We start from the raw sequence: 23,823 nt of genomic DNA, 5'->3' as shown, positions 1-23,823 counted from the left end.
CCATATTCTAAAGTTTAAACTTTGTAATTTAAGGTTTTTACATTTTTGTAATAATGAATTCGCTTCGTCTGTTCATTTGATGCTGTGCTTCAGTACAAGGAACCCCGTTTGAGCAATTATTGATAAGCTGGGTTTCACCGTAACCAATTGCGCTTTCAATTCGTTCTGCAGCAATTCCTTGAGAAACTATATAATCTCTGGTTGCTTTTGCTCTTCGATCAGATAATTCAAGATTGTATTGATCATTGGCTCTTGAATCTGTGTGAGATTCAATCTTAATGACTACCGTAGGATATTGATTCATTAATAAAACTACTTTATTAAGTTCTATTGCAGCATCATATCGTATATCTGATTTGTTGAGGTCAAAGAAAATAATTCCGATTTTGATTTTTAGAATACCATTTTTACGTTCTATAAGACTTGGATCAAGTCCAATTGGTACTTCGGTTATTCCTGAATTCTCGGCAGTAACGATTGCTTTTGATGAGGTTGTAAAGTTATCTTTAGCTGCTTCTATAGCGTAAGGAGTATTGCAATTGATATTTTCTTCAAACTCAAATTTTCCATCCATTCTAGAAACGGTTTGCTGCAATTGCTGATTTTCATTGTTTTTGAGTGTAACTATGGCACCTGGAATTTTTTTATTAGAAATGGCATCAAAAACATAACCTTCTATAGATTGTGTACAGCTTCTTTCGAAAGAGTAAATATCATCATCGCCTTTACCTGTTTTTCTATTTGAGCATACGAAACCTTTGTTGGTTTCTTCATTCACAATATATCCAAAATCGTCTAAACTGCTGTTTAAAGGTGCACCAAGATTAGCCGGTGAATCAAAAACTTCATTATTTAATCGGCTTTCAAAAACGTCAAGACCGCCTAAACCTAAAAAACCATCGGAGGCAAAGTACAAGGCTTTGTCTGTTATAAACGGAAACATTTCGCGTCCGCTGGTATTTATTTTCTCGCCTAAGTTTTTAGGGTTCGAATATTGGTCTTCGCCTAAAATGTCTACCATAAAAATATCGGTAGAACCAATTGTTCCCGGCATATCAGAAACAAAATAGAGTTTTTTACCGTCTTTGCTTATAGTTGGCTGTCCAACAGAATAGTTGTCACTGTTAAACGGAAGTTCTTTTACATTTTCCCATCGAACGGTGCCATTGCTGTTTTCTACTGCTTTGGCAGAGTATAATTTTAAATTATTTACACCTTTATCGTCTCTTTTTAGTTTGCCGTTATAATTGTTTCTAGTAAAATAAATGGTTTTTTCATCTGGAGAAAAAGCGACACAAGCCTCATGATATTGGGTTGTAATTTCTTTTGCGAAACGTTCCTTAAAAGTTACGTTTGTTTGTGTCGGACTTATTTTTCCCAGCTGCATATTTAAATAGGGCTGATCGTTCCACCCGTATTTTGCTGTTTTTAAAAAGGAAGAATCTACTGTTGTTGAGTAAACTAAGTCGCCTTTATAGAACATTGGTGCGAAATCGGAGTAATCGGAGTTTATTTCTAGATTTTCTAGGATAAACTGTGGTTTTATTTTCTTTATATCTTCGAGAGTTACGGTTTTTAGAGAGAAGTTTTTAGCTCTAGAATCAGATGATTTTTGTTTCTCGGAGAAATTTTTCATCCATTTTTTTGCCAGATCATAATTCTTTATTCCCTGTAAAGATTGTGCATAACGAAAGTAATATTCTGCTGAAACTTCGGCAGAATAATCAGCAAGCAATTTGCTGTACCATTTGCTGGCATCTTGCATTTGGGTATTAAAATAGTGTGCATCTCCTAAACGCTGCAAAATTTCTTTTGAAGTATCGCCATTTTTTACGGATAGTTCATATGATTTTGCGGCATCTATATAATACATTTTATCAAAAAGAGCATCGGCCGTTTTGTTCTTTGTTTGCGCATTAACCATTTGGATGATTAGCAAGGCGAGTATAATAATTCTTTTTTCCATAACTGCTAGTATTAAAAGAATCTAGGAGATTTTAATCCCTTTTTGCGTGATACTAATTCAAATCGAAGCATAATTTCGTGTGTGCCGCTATTGTAGTTTTGTAATTCTGTAGTAGTATAATCATATGCATAACCTACAAGGAATTGCGGTGTGATTTGTAACGATGCAAGAGCACTTACAGAATCTGCTGTTCTATAAGAAACACCAAGAGTTACACAATTATTAAACATAAAATTAGCTGAGAAATCGGCAATTAATGGAGCTCCGGCTACATATTTTACCATTGCAGCTGGTTTAAACTTAGTGTGAGCTGAAAGATCAAAAACAATTCCTCCAATAAGATAAAGATGCATTCGTTCATTGACTAGATCATCGGCAATATCATCATAATTGTATCGTTCTCTAGTCATAAAATTTGGAACAGCCAATCCGATATAATCTCTTTCGCCGTGCCAATATAATCCCGCACCAACTACCGGAAGGAATTTATTGGTGATGTTTTCACGAAACTGAACATCTGGATCTCTATAACTTCCTTTTGTCCAGTCAATATTTATTACTCTCCCGCCTCCTTTAATTCCGAAAGACAATTTATGGGTTTGTCCTGATGGAATGGTGTAAGAGAAGTTAGCATCAAGATATTGCTCTTCCGAAGGGCCTATTTCTTCGCTTACTACGGATAATCCCAGACCTACGTTTTTTCCAAGTGGAGTATCGAGTGTAAAAGACTGTGTGTTTGGTGCCCCTTCAAGTCCAACCCATTGTGTTCTATATATACCAGTTATAGCTAAATGCCCTAATGAGCCGGCATACGCAGAGTTAACACTAAGCGTATTATACATATACTGTGTGTATTGGGGATCTTGCTGAGCCATCGTACCAAATACAGAAAGCATTGTAAGGATTGTGAAAATCTTTTTTATACTTTTAATCATAGCCAATTCTATTTTGGTTATTGCTATTTTATTTTAAATAAAGCCATCCAGATGTTTTTGGGGAACCATTTCCTAGATCAAGAATATAGAAATAGGTACCTTCTGGAAGTGTTTTTGCAGATCCGTCTGCCTTGCCGTCCCAAGTGTTATTGTACCCTTTCTTGTAATACACTAAATTACCCCAGCGATTAAAGATCTCGAGCTGATTGTCTGGATATTGTGAGATACAATCGATATAGAAAGTATCATTTTGACCATCATCATTTGGCGAAAATTCATTGAAAATTTTCAAACAATTAGGAGCAACGGTTGCACTGTCTTGATTATTTGACGAGTTGCTGTCAATTTGATCCATTTTAACAAAATGAGCTGTGTTTAAATAGTCATTAAAATCAACCACTTTTGCAGTAATTGTCAAAGTTTGAGAACCTTTTACAGCTACAGATGGAATTGTCCAAGTTCCTGTTGTACTGTTATATACTCCAGACGATACGGTGAATGTATCTAGTTTATAACCTTTAGGAAGTATATCTTGAACTTCGACATTTGTAGCAGTAAGGTTTCCAAGATTTTCAGCTGTAATAGTAAAGGTTACGGTGCTGTACATTGGCACATCTGTTTTGTCAACTTCTTTGTTTATAGCAATATCTGTTGACGAAATGTTGATGAATTCTGAGTCTTCATCATCTTCGCTTTGATCGCCATTATCGTTATTCGGCTTACTGTCAGGATCGTATTGATCACTTGCAGTAACTTGGGCAACATTTAAATAATCGTAACCGTCAAGTCCATGTGGACTTGCAACGGTAACTTGATAGGTTAAAGTAATACCTCCAACTGGAACAGTTAAATTAGTCCATTTTATGATGTTACCTCTAAATAATCCTCCGTTTGAGATATTAGTAATATTTCGATAGCCTAACGGAATTATATCATCAACGGCGACTCCAGTTGCTTGACTTGGTCCTTCGTTGTTAAGCTGCAAGGTAAAGGTTATTACCTCATCTACATTTGGATTTTTATTACTTACTGTTTTATCTAAACTTAAATCAGCGATAGAAACATTGATTTGAATGCTGTCGTAATCGTCTTCTGTTTTAACTCCATTGTTTGGTGTTGAATCAGGATCAGGCATATTACTGGCAATAATTTCTGTTTCATTTGTATATTCATTAGCGGCACCTGTTGGCGGATTTACTTTAGCGTAAATATCTAAAGTTTGAGTTTCTCCATTGTTAACAGTTCCAGTAGTCCAAATTCCCGTAGCATAATTATAAATTCCGCTTGTTGCCGAATTGGTTAGATAAGTAAATCCAGCTGGAAGTAAGTCTTTTACTTTCACACCGCTTGCATCACCGGGACCATCATTTGTTACTGTGATATTAAAAATAACAGTCGAACCAATTTCATAAATTGTTTTGCCCGTTTGTGTAGTTTTACTGATCGATAAATCGGCCATAAGAACTGAAGGTGTTACAAACGCAGTTGCATAATCATCTTCTGTGGCAACTCCGTTATTTGGAGTTGAATTAGGATCAGGCATGTTACTCGCCGTTACTTCGGCAATATTGAGATAATTTCCTGCAGCGTTAACAATAGCGGTGATTTGCAATGTATGTGAATCACCATTTACAAAAGAGCCGATATTCCAGATTCCTGTATTTTTATTATAGGATCCTTTTGTAGCGGTAAAACTGCTAAAAGTATAACCTGGCGGAAGTAAATCTTTGACCTGCACTCCCGATGTATTTTGCGGGCCGCTGTTGGTTACAACAATTTCAAAGGTAACTTGTGCCCCAATTAAAGGTGTTGGATTATTAACCGTTTTGGTTAAAGATAAATTTGATGCCTGATTTGTTGGAGTAGTACTAACTGTCGCATAATCATCCTCTGTAGTAACCCCATTATTAGGAGTTGAATCAGGATCAGGAAGATCTGCTGCCGTTACCTCAGCGATATTAGTATAGTTGCCTGCAGGATTTACCGTTGCAGTTACTTGCAGTGTTTCAGATTTACCGTTTATCAAATTTCCTACAGTCCATAATCCAGTTGACGGATTATAAGTTCCCGTAGAGATTGTAAATGAATTATAAGTATACCCAGATGGGAGTAAATCTGTTATTTGCACGTTAGTATTAGTATCTTTTCCACCATTAGTCACCACAACTTCAAAAGTAACTTGAGAGCCCACAAGAGGAGTTGCATTGTTGACAGATTTAGTTATTGATAAATCAGAGAATGGAGGTGGAGGCGGAGTTTTGTCTACTATTAATATCTTAACGGAAGCAAAATCATCCTCTGTTGTAATTCCATTATTTGGTGTTGAATCTGGATCAGGAAGATCGGCGGCAATTACTTCAGTAGTATTCACAAATTCTCCAACTATACTAGCTATTGCATTGATTTGAAGTGTTTCAGATTGTCCTTTTCTTAAATTTCCTACATTCCATAATCCTGTAGTTGCATTATATGTTCCTGTGGAAACAGTATAGCGGTTAAAAGTAAAACCTACTGGCAGTAAATCAGTTACTTGAACACCAGTATTATCCTGTGGACCGCTATTGGTTATTACGATTTCAAAAGTGACTTCTGTGTCTATTATCGGAGCTGCATTATCTACAGTTTTTGTTAAAGATAAATCAGAGGTTTGATTGATTGGTGTAGTTGTCGCAGTTGAATAGTCATCTTCGGTAACAACTCCATTATTAGGTGTAGAATCAGGATCCTTAATATCTGCTGCTATCACTTCTGCAACATTAGTATAATCTCCATTAGGATTTACTGTTGCCATTATCTCTAAAGTTTCCGATTTTCCATTAACCAAACCGCCTACAGTCCAAACTCCTGTTGTAGAATCATAAGTTCCTGTAGAGATGGAATAGCCATTAAAAGTATATCCGCTTGGAAGCAAATCTCGAACCTTAACGCCGGTATTATCTAATGGACCATTATTACTGATAATAATTTCAAAAATAACTTGAGACCCGACTAAAGGAGTGGCATTGTTTACTTTTTTTGTCAGCGATAAGTCTGAATCAGTTCCTCTTAATATTGGGACTGTAAATGCAGTATCATAATCATCTTCAGTGGTTACTCCATTGTTTGGAGTTGAATCTGGATCTGGAAGATCTGCTGCTGTTATTTCGGCAGAATTAACATAATTTCCAGTTGGATTTATAATTGCAGTTATTTGTAAAGTTTCAGATTTTCCGTTATTTAAGTTCCCTATATTCCATATTCCTGTGGTCGGATTATAAGTTCCAGTTGAAACAGTGAATCCACTGTATGTATACCCAGAAGGTAATAAATCAGTTACCTGAACACCTGTGTTATCTTGTGGCCCGCTGTTAGTTACTACAATTTCAAAAGTATCTACTGAACCGACTACAGGAGTAGCATTATTTACTATTTTAGATAATGACAGATCTGAAGATTTATTTATTGGAGTTGTTGATACAGCTGCGTAATCATCTTCTGTTGTTATTCCATTATTTGGAGTAGAATCAGAATCAGGAAGATCTGCTGCTGTAATTTCTACAATATTGGTATAATCTCCCGCAGGGTTTACCATTGCAATTATCTGTAAGGTTTCAGATTTTCCATTTATCAAATTGCCTACATTCCAAATACCAGTTGTTGAATTGTAAGTTCCTGTTGAAATTGTATATCCATTTAAGATATATCCAGAAGGTAATAAATCTTTTACTTGAACTCCTGTATTATCTTGCGGGCCGTTGTTTGTTACAATTACTTCAAAAGTTACTAATGTACCTACAAGCGGAGTGGCATTATTAACGGTTTTAGTTAATGATAGATCAGAAGATTGATATATTGGAACTGTCGTTGCTGTTGAATAATCATCTTCAGTTGTATTTCCATTGTTTGGAGTTGAATCTGGATCAGGGAGATCAGCAGCTGTTATTTCGGTGCTATTCGTGTAATTACCAGATGCATTTACTCGAGCTGTGATTTGCAGTGTTTCAAATTTCCCATTAACTAAATTACCTACAGTCCAAACTCCTGTAGTTGGATTATAAGCACCAGTAGAAAGTGTAAAATTGTTGTATGTATATCCAGAAGGCAATAAATCCGTTACTTCTACACCAGTATTATCTTGTGGTCCGCCATTAGTTACAATAATTGTAAAAGTAACAAGAGAACCTACTGTTGGATTAGTATTATTGACTGTTTTGGTCAAAGATAAATCTGACACAGCTGTTACTGGAGTTGTTGAAATTTCGGCATAATCATCTTCTGTAGTCACCTTGTTATTTGGAGTAGAATCTGGATCGGGAAGATCGCTGGCAGTTACCTCAGCAGAATTAAGATAAACTCCTGTTGGATTTACGACTGCAGTAACTTGAAGCGTTTCAAATTTTCCATTTACTAAATTTCCAATAATCCAAACACCTGTTGCTGGGTCATATGTTCCAGTAGATACCGTAAATGAATCATAGGTATAGCCAGATGGCAGCTTATCGGTTACTTGTACGCCAGTGTTATCATTTGGTCCATTATTGGTAACTATAATTTCAAAAGTAACTTTGGAGCCAATTAAAGGCGATGATCTGTTTACGGATTTAGTAAGTGATAAATCAGCAGTTGGTTGAATTGGGGTAACAATTGCATTGGCTTCGTCATCTTCGCTTTGATCACCATCATCGTTATTTGGTGTACTGTCAGGATCAGGCAGACTGCTGGCTGTTACTTGAGCAATATTTTTATAATCTCCCGTAGGCAGTACTTTTACATCAATAATAAGCGATTCTGCAACTCCTTTATCAACAGTACCAACATTCCATATACCAGTAGTATTGTTATAAAGCCCAGCAGAGGAACTGTAATTTACAAATTCATATCCTGTTGGAAGTAAATCTTTAACCTCAATTCCAGTTGCACTATTTGGTCCGTCATTTTGTATTATTAGTTCAAATGAAATCTGACTTCCTACTACTGGACTAGTATTTCCTGCAACAACTTTTTTGACCAATGATAAATCTGCCGAAGGCCCAATATAGATAATTTCAGCATTAGATTCATCATCTTCGCTTTGATCACCGTCATCATTATTTGGTGTACTGTCAGGATCTGGTAAATCACTGGCGGTGATTTGAGCTACATTTTTATAACTTCCTAACGGATTTACAAATGCACTAAAAGTTAAATTGGTATTTGCACCATTTGCTAAAGCTATATTTTTCCATTCAAGCGTAGCTGTTGCCACTTGATAAGTTCCTCCAATTGATACAGAGCCGGGAATCAATGTATAACCTACCGGAATAACATCTTGTACGGCTATTCCTGTAGCGTTTCCAGGGCCTTTATTGATTAGATTAAGAATAAAATCTACTTGTTGACCTGACGCTGCAGATGTTGGCGTAACCGTTTTAGTAAGCTCTAAATCTGCAGATTTAAGTGTAATATTAGCACTCGCCATATCATCTTCAGGAAGACCATTTCCAGGTGTACTGTCTGGGTCAAATTGACGTGCAGTTTGTATTTCTGCCGTGTTTTTGTAATTAGCTGCTGTTGCAACATTGACCTTTGCGGTAATTTGTAATGTGATTGAATTTCCATTGTTTAGATTACCTATATTCCAAATACCAGTAGTACTGTTATATTTACCAGAACCATTGTCACTTACATACGTATAACCCGGAGGAAGTTTGTCTGAAACTGTTACTCCTGTGGCATTGTTAGGACCGCTGTTAGTTGCTCTAATCGTAAATATTACATTATCATTTATACTTACAGAAGTTGGAGAAACTGTTTTTTGAAGTGATAAATCGGCAACGTCTATTGAGACAGATACACTATCCTGATCATCTTCAGTTTCTATTTGGTTGTTTGGTGTACTGTCTGGATCAAATTGATCAGATTCTACAATTTCAGCCTTATTTAATGTGCTTCCAACAGTATTAATAGTGGCTTTGAATGTTAAATTTAGTCTTCCTCCATTTGGGATTGTAAGATTGTACCAAGTCAACGTATTATCTCCTACATTATATTGTCCTGATAAATTGGCTGATCCCGGCACTATGGTAAAACCAGTAGGAAGATAATCTCTTACAGCTACACCAGTTGCGGTTACTGTTCCTCCAAGTGAATTGTTATTAAAAATTTGAATTGTAAAGGTTACTACATCTCCCACACTTCCATGAGTAGGAGACACAGATTTTGTTAGTTCAAGATCTGAAACAGAAAGTATTGTAAGGGTCATAACATCAGAAGAGACAGCACAATTTCCATTACTTACCGTCCATTGAAATTGATATGTGCCAGCAATAGTACCACTAACGGCTGTTGTGGGCGATTTACTGTCAACGAAACCTAGAGTACTTGGTCCTGTTATTTGAGTCCATTCTCCTGTACCCACTGTTGGAGGCAGGGCGTTCATGTTTACGGGAGAGAATTGGGGAACTATCTGATTTGGTCCAGCGTCAGCAGTTGAAGGCTGGTCGTAAATGGTAACTATAACTGAATCTTCAGAGATACAACCATTATTATTTAATGTTGTCACCGTCCACAAAAACTCATAAGTTCCGGGCTGCAGTCCAAGCATTATAGAATTAGGGTCATTTGGAGCACCAATATTGACAGCAGGTCCCGACATCTTAGTCCAAGTACCAATACCAGAAGTTACAGGAACTGCTGCCATGGTAGTAGAATCAACATTACATAATTCTTGATCAGGTCCTGCTTCTGCTTTTGAAGGCGGTATATCGTTAAAGGTTATCGAAACTTTATCAACAGAAGGCTGGCATGACGACGGATCTGTAAAAGAACCATTTGTTACTGTCCATGTTAATATGTAAGTTCCTAATGTTGTTATATTAGATAAAGTCGTAACCGGGCTGTTTGGATTGTCTATTACGACAGATCCGTTGGATGGATCATCTGCTGGTAAAGCAAAAGACCATGTTCCAATACCTACTGCTGGTGGCAAAGCGGCTGTTTTGTATGTAGTTTGACATGCAGCAGTATCATTTGGTCCTGCTTCTGCAGTACTAGGCGGAGCATTCATTTCAATACGAACTATATCAGATAGTGTTCGACAAGAGGTACTTTCAAAAACCCATTCTAAAATATAAAGTCCAGGAACAGTTAAGTTTAAAAGATTACTTTTTGGTGCCGTTGGTGTCTCAATAACAGCAACGCTTCCCGATGGTTGATAAACAAATCTCCATTCAGCTTTTGAAACATCTGGAGGAGGAAGGTTTCCGTCCAAAATTGTTTTGCCGGTAACATCAGTAATACAAAGATTTTGATCGGCTCCTGCATTAGGATCAACACTTGCACCGTTAAACACATCTATATTTACATCATCTGAAGATCCAGGACAAACTGGATTGGCAGAAGAAGATATGGTATAGGTAAAAACATATGTATTTCCTGGAACTACTGTAGCATTTGCAATATAACTGTTTGGAGGCGATTGGGTAATAACAACATCATTAACATTTCCGGAGGTAGTAGTAAGTGTCCAAGTTCCAGTAGAGTTTTCGTTTCCTATAAGCTGTATGCTGGTTACATCACAGTATGTTTTATCAGGACCAGCATTGGCTGCTGGCAGAACAGTTACAATTACATCATCAAATGTTGGCGGACATAAAAACACACTTTTAGCATTAATTGTCCATCTGAAAGTATAAGTTCCTTTTACAAGTCCATTAATAACTGTATTTGGGTTAGATGGATTAACAATATTAGGCTGATTTGGTGCACCAGTAAGCACAGACCACTGTCCGTCTTCGAAAAAACTGTCGTAAGCATTTCCAGCCATTGTTACGGTGGTATTGTTACAAACATTCTGATCTGGTCCAGCTGCAGCAACGTGAGGCGGAATTCCGATAGTTAAATTAATATCATCAAATGCTTCGCCGCAAATATCAGCACTAACTGTCCATCTAAAAATATAGTAGCCACTGAATGTAAATGTGAAAACAGCATTTGGATCATGTGGGTCACTAATTGTATAATTACCAGCTCCAGATATTCTTGTCCATGTTCCAGTCGCACCGCTGCTTATTGTGGCTGCCATAGTTATTACGCTGCCACAAGTTTCCTGATCAAGACCAGCATCTGCTGCTGGTGGTGTGCCTGCAATAGTTACTTTCACACTGCTTGTACTTGGTATACATATCCTCAGTCTATTTGCTATTGCCCAGGTAAAAGTATAAGTTCCATCACTAGGAACAGTCACCAAAGTATTAGGATCATTAATATTTGCAATTACAACTCCTGCTGAGGGGGATACTGTCCAAGTTCCAAAATCTTGTCCCTCAGGTGTATTCCCGCTTAAGTTAAAAGTATTGGTTCCATTAGGATAGCAAGTATCTGGCCCAGCATCAGAACTCGTAGGAGCAATACTATTAGTAGTATATATCAGCATGTTATCTGAAACATCGGCTCCACATGTTGGTCCAGGATGTAGATATGAAATGGTCCATTTCAGCTCATAAACAGCATTTGAAGTCAATAATCCTGAAACAATTGCATTAGGATCGTGTACATTAGAAAATATTAAAGTATCAGGTCCTGAAACTTGACTCCATCCACCTATTTCTCCACTTTCTGCAGGTTTGGCAGTAAGAGGAACATCAGACTTTGTACAAACAACATGATCTGGTCCGGCATCAGTATTACTTAATGTACTTCCAGAGACATATATAGTTACAGTTGAAACTGAGAAACCACAGGTAGCACCGCCGCCTTTTGTTATATATTGAAAAACATAAGTGCCGGGAATAAGACCGCTTACTTGTGTGTCTGTTGCAAAAACATCTGCAATAATTGCTTCATTTGGACCATTTAACTGACTCCAAAAATGCAAACCGTCGTCCGTCATAACACCAGAAAGCATCGTGGTGGTATCGCCGCAAGGCAAACTCACATCTGATCCTGCATTAGAAGGTGTTGGCGCACCTGAAACAAGAATGTTTAAAGTGTCAAAACCATAATCACATGCTACATTTAGTGAGCCATTTTGACTTCTAACAAATTCAACAATATAATCTCCAGGAGTAGTGAGTGTTAAAGTCAATGAATTACCCACATCTTTCAGCGCAGTTGGGAAAGGTGCTAAAGGAGAATTATCAGGTCCATGGGTGATTCTATATTGATTAACTCCAGTACCAGTTACAGTAAGCGGAATTGTAAAAACTGTTGCATTACAGCTGCCAACAATATCATTGCCATTATTAGCAACAATTGTTCTCGTTGCACCATTATACTGTACATTATAGTCTTTAGTAAAAACACAGCCTGTATTAGCGTTGGTAAGAGTGTATCTGAAAGTATAAGGATCTCCCGAATCAGAAATGTTTTTAACTAATGTTGTAGGATTTGTAGGTGAGATGATTTGAGCACCAGTATCCCCAGCAATTTGTGTCCATTGTACAGTTTCACCTGCATACAATGGCGTTTGAGCTACTAGTGTAACCTGAGTGATGGTATTGTCACAAAAAAATATATTTTCGGCACCGCCAGGCAATGTTGTTACATCTTGTGTTGCTGGAGGAACTATAATAGTAACGGAAGCATTTCCAGAAGCACAAGGTCCTGTTACGGTCCATCTAAAAGTATAAGTACCTTCAGTTAGATTTGAAATTTGAGTAGTATTTGAAGTAGGATCGTTTATCGTTGGCGTATTTGGTCCGCTTACAAATGTCCATAATCCACCTTGCCCGTTTAATCCGCATCCACCATATGTACCACTTAAATTGGTACTTTGTGTAGTAGTGTAACAATTACTTAATGTTTGATTTGGTCCTGCAGAAATAGGTTTAACACCGCCATAATTAGTCACTGTAATTTGCGACGTAGTTCTGCAACGAATTCCGGGAGCTAGTTCTGGACCTTCAATAACCCATTGTAAGGTAGTAACTCCACAGCTTGTTGCGGGCAGATTTATGGTTGAAGTAGGTAAGTTGGGAAAATTAATTACAACCCCTGCATTATTATTGCCTACAATTTCCCAATAAGCAGTCTCTCCCGTATTTTGAGGTGTATTTGCTGTAATAGTTAACGTTCCTGCGCTGTTAGGACAACTTGCTACGTCTCCACCTGCTTGTGCCACAGTAATAGGTTTAACATTAACAACTTTATCTTGATAGGTTAGAATTCCATCTCCGCAGACGGCACTATATCTAAAAATATAAGTATTTCCTCCTGTATAACCAGATACGGTAGTACTTGTGCTGTTTGGAGAATTGATCACAACTGCAGGACCTGAAATTTGAGACCACAAAACTGTACCTGTAATTGGCGAAGGAGTACTTCCTTCTAAAACTAAAGCATCAGTTTCACAAATAGTGACATTTAAAACTCCAGCGTTAACTGTACAATTTTGAGCATATGAATTTATAGTGTAAGAAAGAACTATAAATAATGCCAGAACAAGTTTTTTAAAATACTTCTTAATTTGTAAAGATTGTCCCATAGGCTTCGAGATTGCAAAGTGGATACGAACAATTTATAACCACATTAAATTAAAATTTATGCTGTTCGTTAATTTCGAAAAGAATGATTGGTAATTGTAAATAGGGGGTACTCAAATTTATGAAAAGTTAGCTTTAAGATGCTGATTTATATGTTTCAAGTTATAATTTGCAACAAGAAAACAGAATAAATTAAGTTTTTAAAAAGATCTTTTTTAGTGAAAACACTCATAATAAATACTGTTTTTGTTTTGTAATTAATTGATATGTTGTGTTTTGGTATTTTTGTGTTTTATAATTGTGTGTAAGATTGATTTATAACTCAGCTTAAGGCTGATATTTATGTGTACTTTTTTAAGTGAATTAAGAAATTGGTTGCATTTTATAATTTGAAACATTATTATGAAGTATTTCCTTATAGAGACTTTTATTAATATCTAAATTTGAGAATCAATTATCTGCACAAAGTCTTCCGCATATAATTAAAACGTATTCCCATACAATTTCATTTATAAATTATAATCCTTTAAAATTTTAAACTATGAAAAAAAATGCCTTACGAATATTTTTTGCATGTTTGTTCTGCATAGCTTCGATTGGAGTTATCCAAGCACAAACTAAAAAGAAGCCAAATATCATCATGGTAATTTCTGATGATACAGGCTGGGGAGATCTAGGAGTTTATGGCGGCGGTGTTGGCCGTGGAATGCCAACTCCAAATTTAGACAGGATGGCTAAGGAAGGCATGCAGTTTTGGTCGTTTTATGGACAGCCAAGTTGTACTCCGGGAAGAGCTGCGATGATTACTGGTAGAATTCCAAACAGAAGCGGTATGACGACTGTTGCTTTTCAAGGTGAAGGAGGCGGGCTCCCTGCTGCTGAATGGACATTGGCATCTATTTTGAAAAAGGCAAATTACAAAACATACTTTTCTGGAAAATGGCATTTGGGTGAAGCAGATTATGCGATGCCAATTGCGCATGGTTTTGATAAAATGCAAAATGTGGTTTTATATCACTTAAATGCTTATACGTATTGTTTTCCTTCATGGAATCCAGATATGGCTCCTGAAATTTCTGATTTTATAAAAAAAGCGACTAAAGGTATTCTTGAGGGAGAAGCTGGAAAACCAGCACGTGATACAGGTCCTGTAACAGAAGAAAATATTGCTGAACTGGATATAAATATGGTAGATAATAATCTAAAACAGCTTGATGAATATGGAAAATCAAAAGATCCATTTTTTATGTGTATCAATTTTGCTAAAAATCACCAGCCAAATTTACCTTCTAAGCAATTTAAAGGAAAATCACCAGCCAAAAGCAAATATGGTGACGCTGTTGTAGAAATGGATTATAATGTTGGACGAATTATGGATAAGATTCGTCAGCTTGGAATTGCAGATAATACCATTGTAATTTATACAGTTGATAACGGAGCATGGCAGGATGTTCATCCAGATTCTGGATATACGCCATTTAGAGGATCAAAAGGAACTGATAGAGAAGGAGGAAGCCGAGTTCCAGCAATTGCATGGTGGCCGGGTCAAATTGAAGCAGGAAGCCAAAGTCATGACATCGTTGGAGGTTTAGATTTGATGGCAACCTTCGCAAGTCTTGCAGGAGTTGAACTGCCTAAAAATGATAGAGAAGGTAAACCAATGGTTTTTGACAGTTATGATATGTCGAATGTTTTATTCAAAAAAGGAAAACCACTTCGTGACAGATGGTTTTATTTTACAGAAAACGAGTTATCTCCTGGAGCCGCACGTATCGGAAAATGGAAAGCAGTATTTAATACACGTGGAGATAATGGTGCGCAGGCAGGAAGTGATATGCCGGGACAACAACTAGGCTGGAGAGGAGATCAAACTTATGTAGCAACTGTTCCCGCTGTATATGATTTATGGCAGGATCCTCAAGAACGTTACGATCTTTTCATGAACAGTTTTACAGAAAAAACATGGACAATGGTAATTTTTGATCAAGTTATTCTTGAACTGATGAAAACGTACGCTGCAATACCTCCTAGACCACAACAAAGCGGCTCGTATGGAGGACCAATGGAAATTGGTAAATACAGAACTATTGAGCAGGCTAAGCAATTACTAAATAGCAAGCAGTTGTCGATGCCGGCTTTGAGTGTCGATCCAAAAAACTAAATAATTCTATCTTACTTTATATTACCAAGCCCGATTTACGTCGGGCTTTTTTTATGGAATAAAATCAACTGCGTGACAATATGTAAAAAAAGAAAGCCTTTAAAGTTGTGGCTAAAAAGGCTTTTCTCTTCTTCAAAAAATCAATTTAATTGTAGTTTACTTATGTGTTTTTTTTCTATCGATAGAAAGGCTGGTATACAATCCTATTATTACAAAGATTACCCCAAAAAGAGTATACAAAGTAAGCGGTTCATTTACCATAAAATAGGCAATTAGAAAACCAAAAATAGGACATAAAAATAGCCAGTAAGAAGCTTTTATGGGATTAATTTTTAATAAATACAACCAAAACTGAACTGCTCCGATAGAAACAGCAATGGCCAGCCACGAAGTCGAAAACCAAAAATCACTGTTAAAAACATTTTGATCAGATCGATAGGTAATCCATAATACTGGAATCAGAAACACAGCTCCAATAATGGTTTGCCACCCATTAATGGTAAGAATGTGTAATCCGTTCCAGTTTTGTTTAGAGTAATAAATTGTGCCTAATGAATAAGCAATCATACTAGCAACTAAAATAAGTATGCCGCCGGGAGTTGCAAAACTGCTTTGCAATAATGGATATGCCGCTAAAAACACACCAATAAAACAAAGAAACAAACTAAGTATGTTTTTAATTTTAATTTTATGAGATAACCAAATCGCCGAGATCAAAACAATAAAAACAGGATTAGTCGCAACAGCCAAACTCCCTAAACCGGCAGATACTTTCTGCATGGCGACAACATATAAACCTAAATAAAAAGTAATATTAAACAAACCGTAAATACTAATTTGAATCCACTCTTTTTTTTGAGGCAGTCGTTTCGCCATTAAAATATGAGAAATAAAAAGCATAATGCTTCCGGCTATTATAAATCTAAAAATTGAAATCACAAAAGGCTGTGCTGCATGAAGACCTATTTTGGTAGCGGTCGATGCTGATGCCCACAGAAAGGCAAATAATATTCCAGCAAAAATGATTTTAAATTCCTTGATTTTAGCAGTAATCGGAAGCAGTTTTTCTTTAACCATTTTATAAAACTGCCGTTGAGGTTTTAGAAAAATTAAGCGTTTCTATATTGGATAAATCAGCATTGAATTGAACAAAACTTGCCGGAAAGCCCGTTTTTATTTTTCCGAATTTATCTCCTAAACCTATCGCATTTGCAACACGTGTCGTTCCCATTTTTACAGCTTCATCTACAGAAACATTTAAATGATTATAAGCATTTTGAACTGCTTCTAACATTGAGATTGTAGCTCCAGCCAAATTACCTTCGTCATTTCTATAGAAGCCATTTTCAAGATGAGCATCAAAATTATCCCATTTAAAATTTTCTACTTTTCGTCCTAAAAAGGTAGCATCACTGATCAAAAAGAATTTCTCTTGTTTTAGTTTATAAGCTAATCTCGCAGCAGCATAATCACAGTGTGCACCGTCTAAAATAACGGGAGCATAAACATTCTCATTCTCAAAAACAGCACCAACTAATCCAGGTTCGCGATGACCAAATTGAGTCATTGCATTAAACAAATGTGTTACAAGGTTTATGCCTTTTGAAAAATAATGCTGTGCTTCTTTATAACCTATTGTAGAATGCCCTGCCGAAATTGTAATGCCGCTTTCTAAAAGCATATTCAATTGCTCGTCAGTAAAACATTCAGGTGCAATTGTAATAACTTTTATCACATCTTTTCCGTATCTAATAATTTCTTCAAGCTCACTATTTGTTGGTTTACGAAGCTGATCGATACTGTGTGCGCCGCGTTTTAACGGATTTAGAAACGGACCTTCTAAATGCATTCCAATTACACCATTATTGTGTTTGTTAATGTAATTTCGAGTCGCTTCAATTCCCTGTAGAATAGTTTCTTTAGAAGATGAAATTAAACAAGGTAAAACATGAGTTGTACCGTATTTTAAACTTGAATCATAAATATCCTGAATCGTTTCTTCAGTAGGCGTCTGGCTGAAATAAAGTTTTTCACCTCCGTTTATCTGAATATCTATAAATCCTGCTGCTATATGCTTTCCTTTTAAATCGAGTTGAGGTATATCGTTAGGAATCTCCTTTTGAACCGAAAGAATAACTCCGTTTTCTACGATAATCACTCCGTTATCAATTATTTCCTCACCCGTATGCACAATAGCATTAACAATAGCTTGTTTCATTGTTTTATCTGTAAATTAAACTGCCCAATAAATTCTGAATAGTTTCTTATTTCTTTAATTTTCCTTTTTTAGAAGGTTTTTTATAATTGTCTTTTCCATCTGTAAGCCATTTTAATGAGAAGCTTACAAAAGTATTTTGAGTATAATCATCTTTCTCAAAAAATACCCCAATATCTCCATTTTCAAGTATTGTAAGAGACGAATAAGCCGATCCGCCGCCATATATAGTTTTTCCTTCTGTCCATGTTTTTCCTTCATCATAACTAATACGAACCGTTAAATTCTTTCTGTCCTTTTCCATTTTAGCATTCGAAAACAGAATTCTATTTTTATCAAAACCATCAGCTTTAGCTGTGTATCGAATAATCTCGGCATTACAGCCCGGATCTATTAATTTAGGTTCTGGTTTAGTACTCCATGTTTTTCCCTCATCTGTAGAAGTATGGACATATCGCATTCCGCCTTTATTTACTCTTGCATTAACCATCCAGTTTCCATCAGCCAATTCTATAATTTTTGATTCGTCAGCAGGTTTTATAGGTGTGTCAATAAAAAACCATGTTTTTCCATGATCATTACTTCCAAAAATATACAAGCCGCTTGTTAAATTTACTAAAGTATGTAATAACTTTCCGTTTTTTGTTTGTATTCCGCGTCCAGAAGTTATAAACTTAAAATCCTTATGCCATTCTGGTTTTGCAATTTGACTCGTAATATCTTGAGCTTTACTCCAAGTTTTACCATTGTCACTGCTTTTTACAACATGCAGATAATAAACATCTTTTTCCTTATCTAAATCCATAAAATTATAGAACAAAAAGATTTCATTAGTTTGTTTGTCAACAATCATCGAAGGATCTGATGCAGATTGCCCGAAAGGAAAATCGGCTACCTTTTCAATCTCCGACCATGTTTTTCCATTATCAGCGCTTCTGCGAATAACGATATTAATGTCTTTGCTCCATTTTAAATCGCCGCACGAAGGAACACGTTCGTCAATAGCAGCAATTAAATCGCCATTTGGAGCCGTAACTATAGATGGAATCCGAAAACAGGAAACGTCTTTTACCATTGATTTATTAAATAAATCCTGACTGGTGATTACGCCATCTGCAATTTTATAAGTGTCCTTCTGAGCATAAATAATTGTTGCAGAAGTTAATAATAGTAATGTGAAATATTTTTTCATAATTAAAATAAAAATAGATTTTTAGGTTTTGTATTTCAGAAACATTCAATCTAATTCGAATTGTTGTTGCTAATATATCTAAATTATTGGTTTAAAGTTTCATTTAGAAGCTGCAGACAGTACCATTCTTGACGTGGTAAATGAAAAGGTCCTTTATAAAGATTTCCTTTTGCAGTTTGCGCAACGCTTCCGTCTCGATGCAGATAACCAAACCATTCTCCGTTTTCTTTATCATGAAATTTACTGTAAGAGTAGTCATGGATCATTTTATGCCATTTTGCATATTTTTCATTTCCAGTCATAGTGTAGGCGAGAAGCGTGGCAATAATTACTTCATTATGAGGCCACCAGAATTTCATATCCTGCCAATATTCCTGTACAGGATTACCATATACATCAAGAAAATACAAAATTCCTCCATGTTCTTTATCCCAGCCACGTTCCCACATATAATCAAGCATTTTACATCCCAATTCAATTAAATGCGGATCATTATTTCTGTATTTTGCTTCATGCAGGATAAACCATGCACCTTCAATAGCATGTCCCGGATTCAAAGTTCGTCCGTCAATATGATCAATAATAGAACCGTCTGGCGCAACCTGTTCCATCACGCATTCAATATCGTGTTTGACAAAATCATTTTCGATTTCAGCAATCCATTTAGTAATCCATTCATCACATCTAGGGTCGCCAATTGTTTCTCTTATCTGTTGTGCAGTATTTATCATAATCATTGGAGAACCAATTCCTTTTGCCGGACGTACAGCAGTATATTTAGGTTCTAATAATCCCGGTGTAGTGGCATATTTAATGCATTCTCCAAATAAATGACGTGCTTGTTCAGCCACTTTTTCATCACCGCTGGCTTTTGCATAAGCACTCATTGCGATAACAGCGAAAGTCTCAGAAAAATAATAACGGCGTTTACGAATAGGACTTCCATCGCGCGTTACATGAAAAAACATTCTTCCATCCGTATCAAAACAATGTTTGTTTATAAAATCGATACCAGATTTTGCACCGTTCAGCCATTCTTGTTTAGGTTCAATTGTATTATAAAGTGTTGAAAGTAGCCAAGCCGTGCGTCCTTGAAACCAAACCGATTTATCATCATCTATTAATTCACCCGTTTGATTTCGCATTAACAAATAACCGCCATGAACAGCGTCAATAGAGCGAGGAAACCAGAAAGGAATTGTGTTTTTAAGTAATTGCTTCTGATAAAAATCTTTTAAATCTATCAGGTCTGTTGTTGTATAGCTCATTTTTTAAGTATTTTTTTATACCCATCGATGTCGTTAGGCTTTGATTTACTATGTTTTACTATTTGTACTGTATTTTGGATACGTTTTATATATTGTGGGAGATGTATTCTAATTTGTGTTTGAAGAAATTAGTTCTGTTTGAAAAGTCGAGCAAGGCAAATTTTCCTCATTTACCAAATTGGCTTTTGTATAAGGTTTCCAAGCATATAAGACTGTTTTAATCTTTTCGGCTTTTGGAATAGTAATTTCAACTTGATTATTGACTATTTCAGCTTTACATTCCATTCTATTTCCTTTTTCGGTTACTAATTCAAAACCGATTAATTCCTTTTTTTCTGCAGTTTGTAATTGTTTTGCATTTGAAAAAGAAATTAGAATTACATCTCCTTTTTGTATCGCTTTTAAAACAGCTGGACCCTCCGCAATTATGTTTTTTCCATAAGTATATTTTAAGGCAAGAAGAGCCAGTCTGTCTCCAATTTGTTTTTTCCTTATCGGATGTACATTTGTCGAATCGCCAAAATCCATACTCACCGCCATACCGCTGTTTGGAATTTCTTTCTGAATTCTGTTTTGCATATCTCTAAATGAGGGCCAAGACGGACGATCGATGCTTGATAATTGCACGTAATAAAAGGGCAGGGAAGCTCCCCAAGCTTTTCGCCAGCTTTGAACCATTACAGGCATTAAATGTTGGTATAATTCAATATTATGAGCGTTGCTTTCACCTTGATACCACAGAAATCCTTTTATGGGAAATTCTGTAAATTGTGCAACTCCTGCCTCATAGTTGTAACTTGGTGCGTAGGGATGACGTTGTTTTGGGTTTACAGCATTTTTTAAATTTTCATCTGCACGTGATCTCACCCAAGGCATTATAAAATCAGATTTTCGCCAATTGGTCAAAACATCTACAACTTTATCGTCATGTTCTAAAGTATGTCTGTCTATCCAGGATTCTATAGGAGATCCGCCAACTGCAACTTCGATTAAGCCAATTGGTACATTTTCTTCTCTTGTAATATTTTGACCAAAATAAAAGGCAATTGCAGAGAAGTTTTTAGCACTTATAGAATCGCAGACTTTCCATTTTCCTGAAAAGTATTGCAATTGATTGGTTTTTTCTAAAACTGTAGAGTCCCAAGCTTTTTCATCTGTTTCTCGAAGGACTTCAAAATTTAAGAGACGTAATGTGGTATTGTTTTGCGCATTTTTAATGACTGAAGTTCCGTTTTCGGCGTTTTTCAGTGGAAACGCCATATTCGATTGTCCCGAGCAAAACCAAATATCTCCAATTAAAATATTCTTTAAAACAATACTTTTCTTTTCTGATGAAATTTTAATTTGATGTGTTCCTCCAGATTTCATTGCAGGAAAAACTGCTTTCCATTTTCCATATTCATTTGTGGATACGATTTCTTTTTGATTGTCAAAAAGTACTTCAACTTTACTGCCTCCATTTGCGTTTCCGTAAATTACAATTGGCTGTTCACGTTGGAGTATCATATTATCGCTAAAAACGGGACCAAGTTTTAAACCTCCAAAATTCTGAGAGATATTTTCATAAACAGTCTGCGCTAAGATTGCTGCGCCTTCTTTTGTTGGATGTAAAGCATCTGGAAAAAGATCTGGACGATTGTATAATTTTTCATGTAGATCAATGAGTTTTACATTATTTGCGATTGCAATCTCAGAGATATGTTCCTGAATCTGCCAAAACCAATCTCGAGTTCCCGATTTAAAACGATTGTGTTCATTAAAAATGGGTGTCATGCGGCAGATGTAAATTTTTACTTTTGGATTTTGTTTTTTTAACGTATCAATAATCCAAGAATAATCAGCATTAAAATCTTCTCTGTAATTCGGCCAGTTTCTAGGATCGGTATCGTTTAAACCTAAATGAATAATGGCGATATCTGGTTTGTAAGCGATAGCTTTGTCACATTCTTCTGTTTTGTAATAAGGTTTACTGCCTTTTTTTAAGAGTGTTGCACCGCTGTGTCCAAAATTTAGAACTTCAAATTTATTACCCAGCAAAATTTGGAGCTGCGACGGATATGATTCTGTTTTTGAATTGGCTAGAAGATATCCAGCTGTAACAGAATCTCCGATACAGGCAACTTTTACAGTATTTTGCTGCGCATTTATTTTAGTGTGAACGAGCACAAAAAAAAGCAAGGCGAGCAAGAGTAAATTTCGATTTAGTATTCTCATTTTCTAACTAAAATTTTAAAACTTAATACATTATAAGCTGGGCAGAGCGCAAGGCTCCGCCCTGACTTATAAAACCAAAAGCCAACTAATTAATTTTCAGGATAAATAAATTATGGGATTACGTTACGTTTTAGGCATCGGCAAAATCATTTACTTTGGGGCGTAAAAAACTGATTTGAGCGATTAATGCAATCAGAACGACACCGGCCATTAAGGAAAAACCATAACCTAAGCTGCCGGTATCGGCTGATTTACCTAACAATGACGTAACCAATGCACCGCAGGCAACTCCTGTCATATTCAAAACACCATAAGCGGTTGCTCTGTGTTTTGAAGAAACAAACTGACAGATAATGGGCATATTATTAGCATCGAACATTCCGTATCCTATACCAAAACATAAAACCGCCCCAACCACATGCCATAAAGAATGTCCAAAACCAATTAACATTAATGCTGGAATTGTTAAACTTAAACCTATGGCACTGGTATAAACTCTTCCTTTTATATTTTTTTGAACCCATTTGTCTGATAAAATACCTCCAAATAGAACACCTAATAATGATGAAAATGAAATGGTAATTGTTGCTAAAGGTCCAGCCTGATCCATTGAAATACCTAAGTTGTCCGAGAATAGGGTAGGAAGCCAGTTTTTAGTTGCCCAACCCGGTAAACTTATAATGGCAAAATAAAACAGAATTACCCAAAACGAAATATTGGTAAATAATAACGCCAGACCTTTGAACAATGAATCTTTTTCATGTGTTTTATTAAACTCAGGGTCAAAAGTTTTAGTTTCGACTTTTTTCTCACTTAATAAAAAAACTAATAGAAATGAATAAACAATACCCACGATACCAAAGTGATGAAAAGTAGTGTGCCAAGAGAATTTAGCGGCGATTGTCGCACCAAAACCACCCAATGCTGAACCTACATATAAACCTGTCATATGAATACCAATGGCAAGTGATCTCGTTTTTTGCTGATGAAAATCGGCAATTAAAGATAAACCAGCAGGAATGTATAATGCTTCACTCACACCCATAAGAGCTCGCAGCCAATAAATTTGATTGTAGGTTGTGGCATAACCCATTGCATATGTTACAGCAGACCAAACAAACAAACTGCCTATAATAAGCCATTTTCTGTTTAACTTATCAGCAATAATTCCTGAAATTGGACTCATTAAAGCATAAATCCAAAGAAAAATAGCCATTAATCGTCCAAAGTTTTCACCAGACACCAATTCTGGAATATCATTTTCCATCGATGGTCTCATAGTAGCAAGCATCTGCCTGTCCATGTAGTTTAGTAAGGCTACAATCCAAAGTAAGGCGACTACTAACCAAGGATAATATTTAGAGTTTTTCATTTCTTTTAATATGGTTTATTTTTTGATTGTGTTTTGGTAAATCTAATAGGTTTTAAGATTG

10 protein-coding genes are annotated in these 23,823 nt (G+C 36.1%); 1 reads left to right on the top strand and 9 read right to left on the bottom strand.

All coding sequences use genetic code 11. From position 1 onward, the window contains the following. Positions 1–37 precede the first annotated feature (37 nt). The 3 genes from BOW57_RS06735 to BOW57_RS06725 are packed head-to-tail and all read right to left on the bottom strand — an operon-like array spanning position 38 to position 13,342. Positions 38–1,966 (bottom strand): OmpA family protein, encoded by a 1,929-nt coding sequence (locus BOW57_RS06735; RefSeq protein ID WP_129053489.1) that lies wholly within the window; start codon positions 1,964–1,966, stop codon positions 38–40. A gap of 11 nt (positions 1,967–1,977) precedes the next feature. Next, a complete protein-coding gene (locus BOW57_RS06730; RefSeq protein WP_129053488.1) occupies positions 1,978–2,901 on the bottom strand; it encodes a type IX secretion system membrane protein PorP/SprF in 924 nt (307 codons plus the stop codon). 28 nt (positions 2,902–2,929) lie between these two features. Further along, a complete protein-coding gene (locus tag BOW57_RS06725) occupies positions 2,930–13,342 on the bottom strand; it encodes a gliding motility-associated C-terminal domain-containing protein (RefSeq protein WP_129053487.1) in 10,413 nt (3,470 codons plus the stop codon). A gap of 539 nt (positions 13,343–13,881) precedes the next feature. On the opposite strand from BOW57_RS06725, the gene BOW57_RS06720 reads away from it, so the two are divergent. After that, positions 13,882–15,501, top strand: coding sequence for an arylsulfatase (locus BOW57_RS06720; RefSeq protein ID WP_129053486.1), 1,620 nt, complete (start codon positions 13,882–13,884; stop codon positions 15,499–15,501). 156 nt (positions 15,502–15,657) lie between these two features. Here BOW57_RS06720 and BOW57_RS06715 read toward each other — a convergent pair whose 3' ends face one another. The 6 genes from BOW57_RS06715 to BOW57_RS06690 all read right to left on the bottom strand — a co-directional run bounded on the left by BOW57_RS06715 (position 15,658) and on the right by BOW57_RS06690 (position 23,762). Then, a complete protein-coding gene (locus tag BOW57_RS06715) occupies positions 15,658–16,578 on the bottom strand; it encodes a DMT family transporter (RefSeq protein WP_129053485.1) in 921 nt (306 codons plus the stop codon). A gap of 1 nt (position 16,579) precedes the next feature. Beyond that, positions 16,580–17,719: an N-acetylglucosamine-6-phosphate deacetylase gene (gene nagA, locus BOW57_RS06710; RefSeq protein ID WP_129053484.1), complete on the bottom strand. Its 1,140-nt coding sequence runs from the start codon at positions 17,717–17,719 to the stop codon at positions 16,580–16,582. Positions 17,720–17,765: 46 nt separating this feature from the next. Next, positions 17,766–18,908 (bottom strand): exo-alpha-sialidase, encoded by a 1,143-nt coding sequence (locus tag BOW57_RS06705; protein WP_129053483.1) that lies wholly within the window; start codon positions 18,906–18,908, stop codon positions 17,766–17,768. A gap of 83 nt (positions 18,909–18,991) precedes the next feature. Then, complete coding sequence (locus BOW57_RS06700) at positions 18,992–20,176, bottom strand: AGE family epimerase/isomerase (protein WP_129053482.1); 1,185 nt, start codon at positions 20,174–20,176, stop codon at positions 18,992–18,994. 108 nt (positions 20,177–20,284) lie between these two features. Then, positions 20,285–22,390, bottom strand: coding sequence for a GDSL-type esterase/lipase family protein (locus BOW57_RS06695; RefSeq protein WP_129053481.1), 2,106 nt, complete (start codon positions 22,388–22,390; stop codon positions 20,285–20,287). Positions 22,391–22,520: 130 nt separating this feature from the next. Beyond that, a complete protein-coding gene (locus BOW57_RS06690) occupies positions 22,521–23,762 on the bottom strand; it encodes an MFS transporter (protein ID WP_129053480.1) in 1,242 nt (413 codons plus the stop codon). Between the last annotated feature and the right edge of the window lie 61 nt (positions 23,763–23,823).

Source organism: Flavobacterium sp. YO64 (assembly GCF_004119505.1).
GTDB classification, from domain to species: Bacteria; Bacteroidota; Bacteroidia; order Flavobacteriales; family Flavobacteriaceae; genus Flavobacterium; species Flavobacterium oncorhynchi.
The sequence above is the reverse complement of the archived record's forward strand: the minus strand, read 5'-3'. Positions and strand labels throughout refer to the sequence as shown.

What these genes read in the sequence shown, in the direction of transcription:
- BOW57_RS06700 (WP_129053482.1), bottom strand. Translation starts at nt 20,176, where the DNA reads ATGAGCTATACAACAACAGACCTGATAGATTTAAAAGATTTTTATCAG.
- BOW57_RS06695 (WP_129053481.1), bottom strand. Translation starts at nt 22,390, where the DNA reads ATGAGAATACTAAATCGAAATTTACTCTTGCTCGCCTTGCTTTTTTTT.
- BOW57_RS06720 (WP_129053486.1), top strand. Translation starts at nt 13,882, where the DNA reads ATGAAAAAAAATGCCTTACGAATATTTTTTGCATGTTTGTTCTGCATA.
- BOW57_RS06735 (WP_129053489.1), bottom strand. Translation starts at nt 1,966, where the DNA reads ATGGAAAAAAGAATTATTATACTCGCCTTGCTAATCATCCAAATGGTT.
- nagA (WP_129053484.1), bottom strand. Translation starts at nt 17,719, where the DNA reads ATGAAACAAGCTATTGTTAATGCTATTGTGCATACGGGTGAGGAAATA.
- BOW57_RS06705 (WP_129053483.1), bottom strand. Translation starts at nt 18,908, where the DNA reads ATGAAAAAATATTTCACATTACTATTATTAACTTCTGCAACAATTATT.
- BOW57_RS06730 (WP_129053488.1), bottom strand. Translation starts at nt 2,901, where the DNA reads ATGATTAAAAGTATAAAAAAGATTTTCACAATCCTTACAATGCTTTCT.
- BOW57_RS06725 (WP_129053487.1), bottom strand. Translation starts at nt 13,342, where the DNA reads ATGGGACAATCTTTACAAATTAAGAAGTATTTTAAAAAACTTGTTCTG.
- BOW57_RS06715 (WP_129053485.1), bottom strand. Translation starts at nt 16,578, where the DNA reads ATGGTTAAAGAAAAACTGCTTCCGATTACTGCTAAAATCAAGGAATTT.
- BOW57_RS06690 (WP_129053480.1), bottom strand. Translation starts at nt 23,762, where the DNA reads ATGAAAAACTCTAAATATTATCCTTGGTTAGTAGTCGCCTTACTTTGG.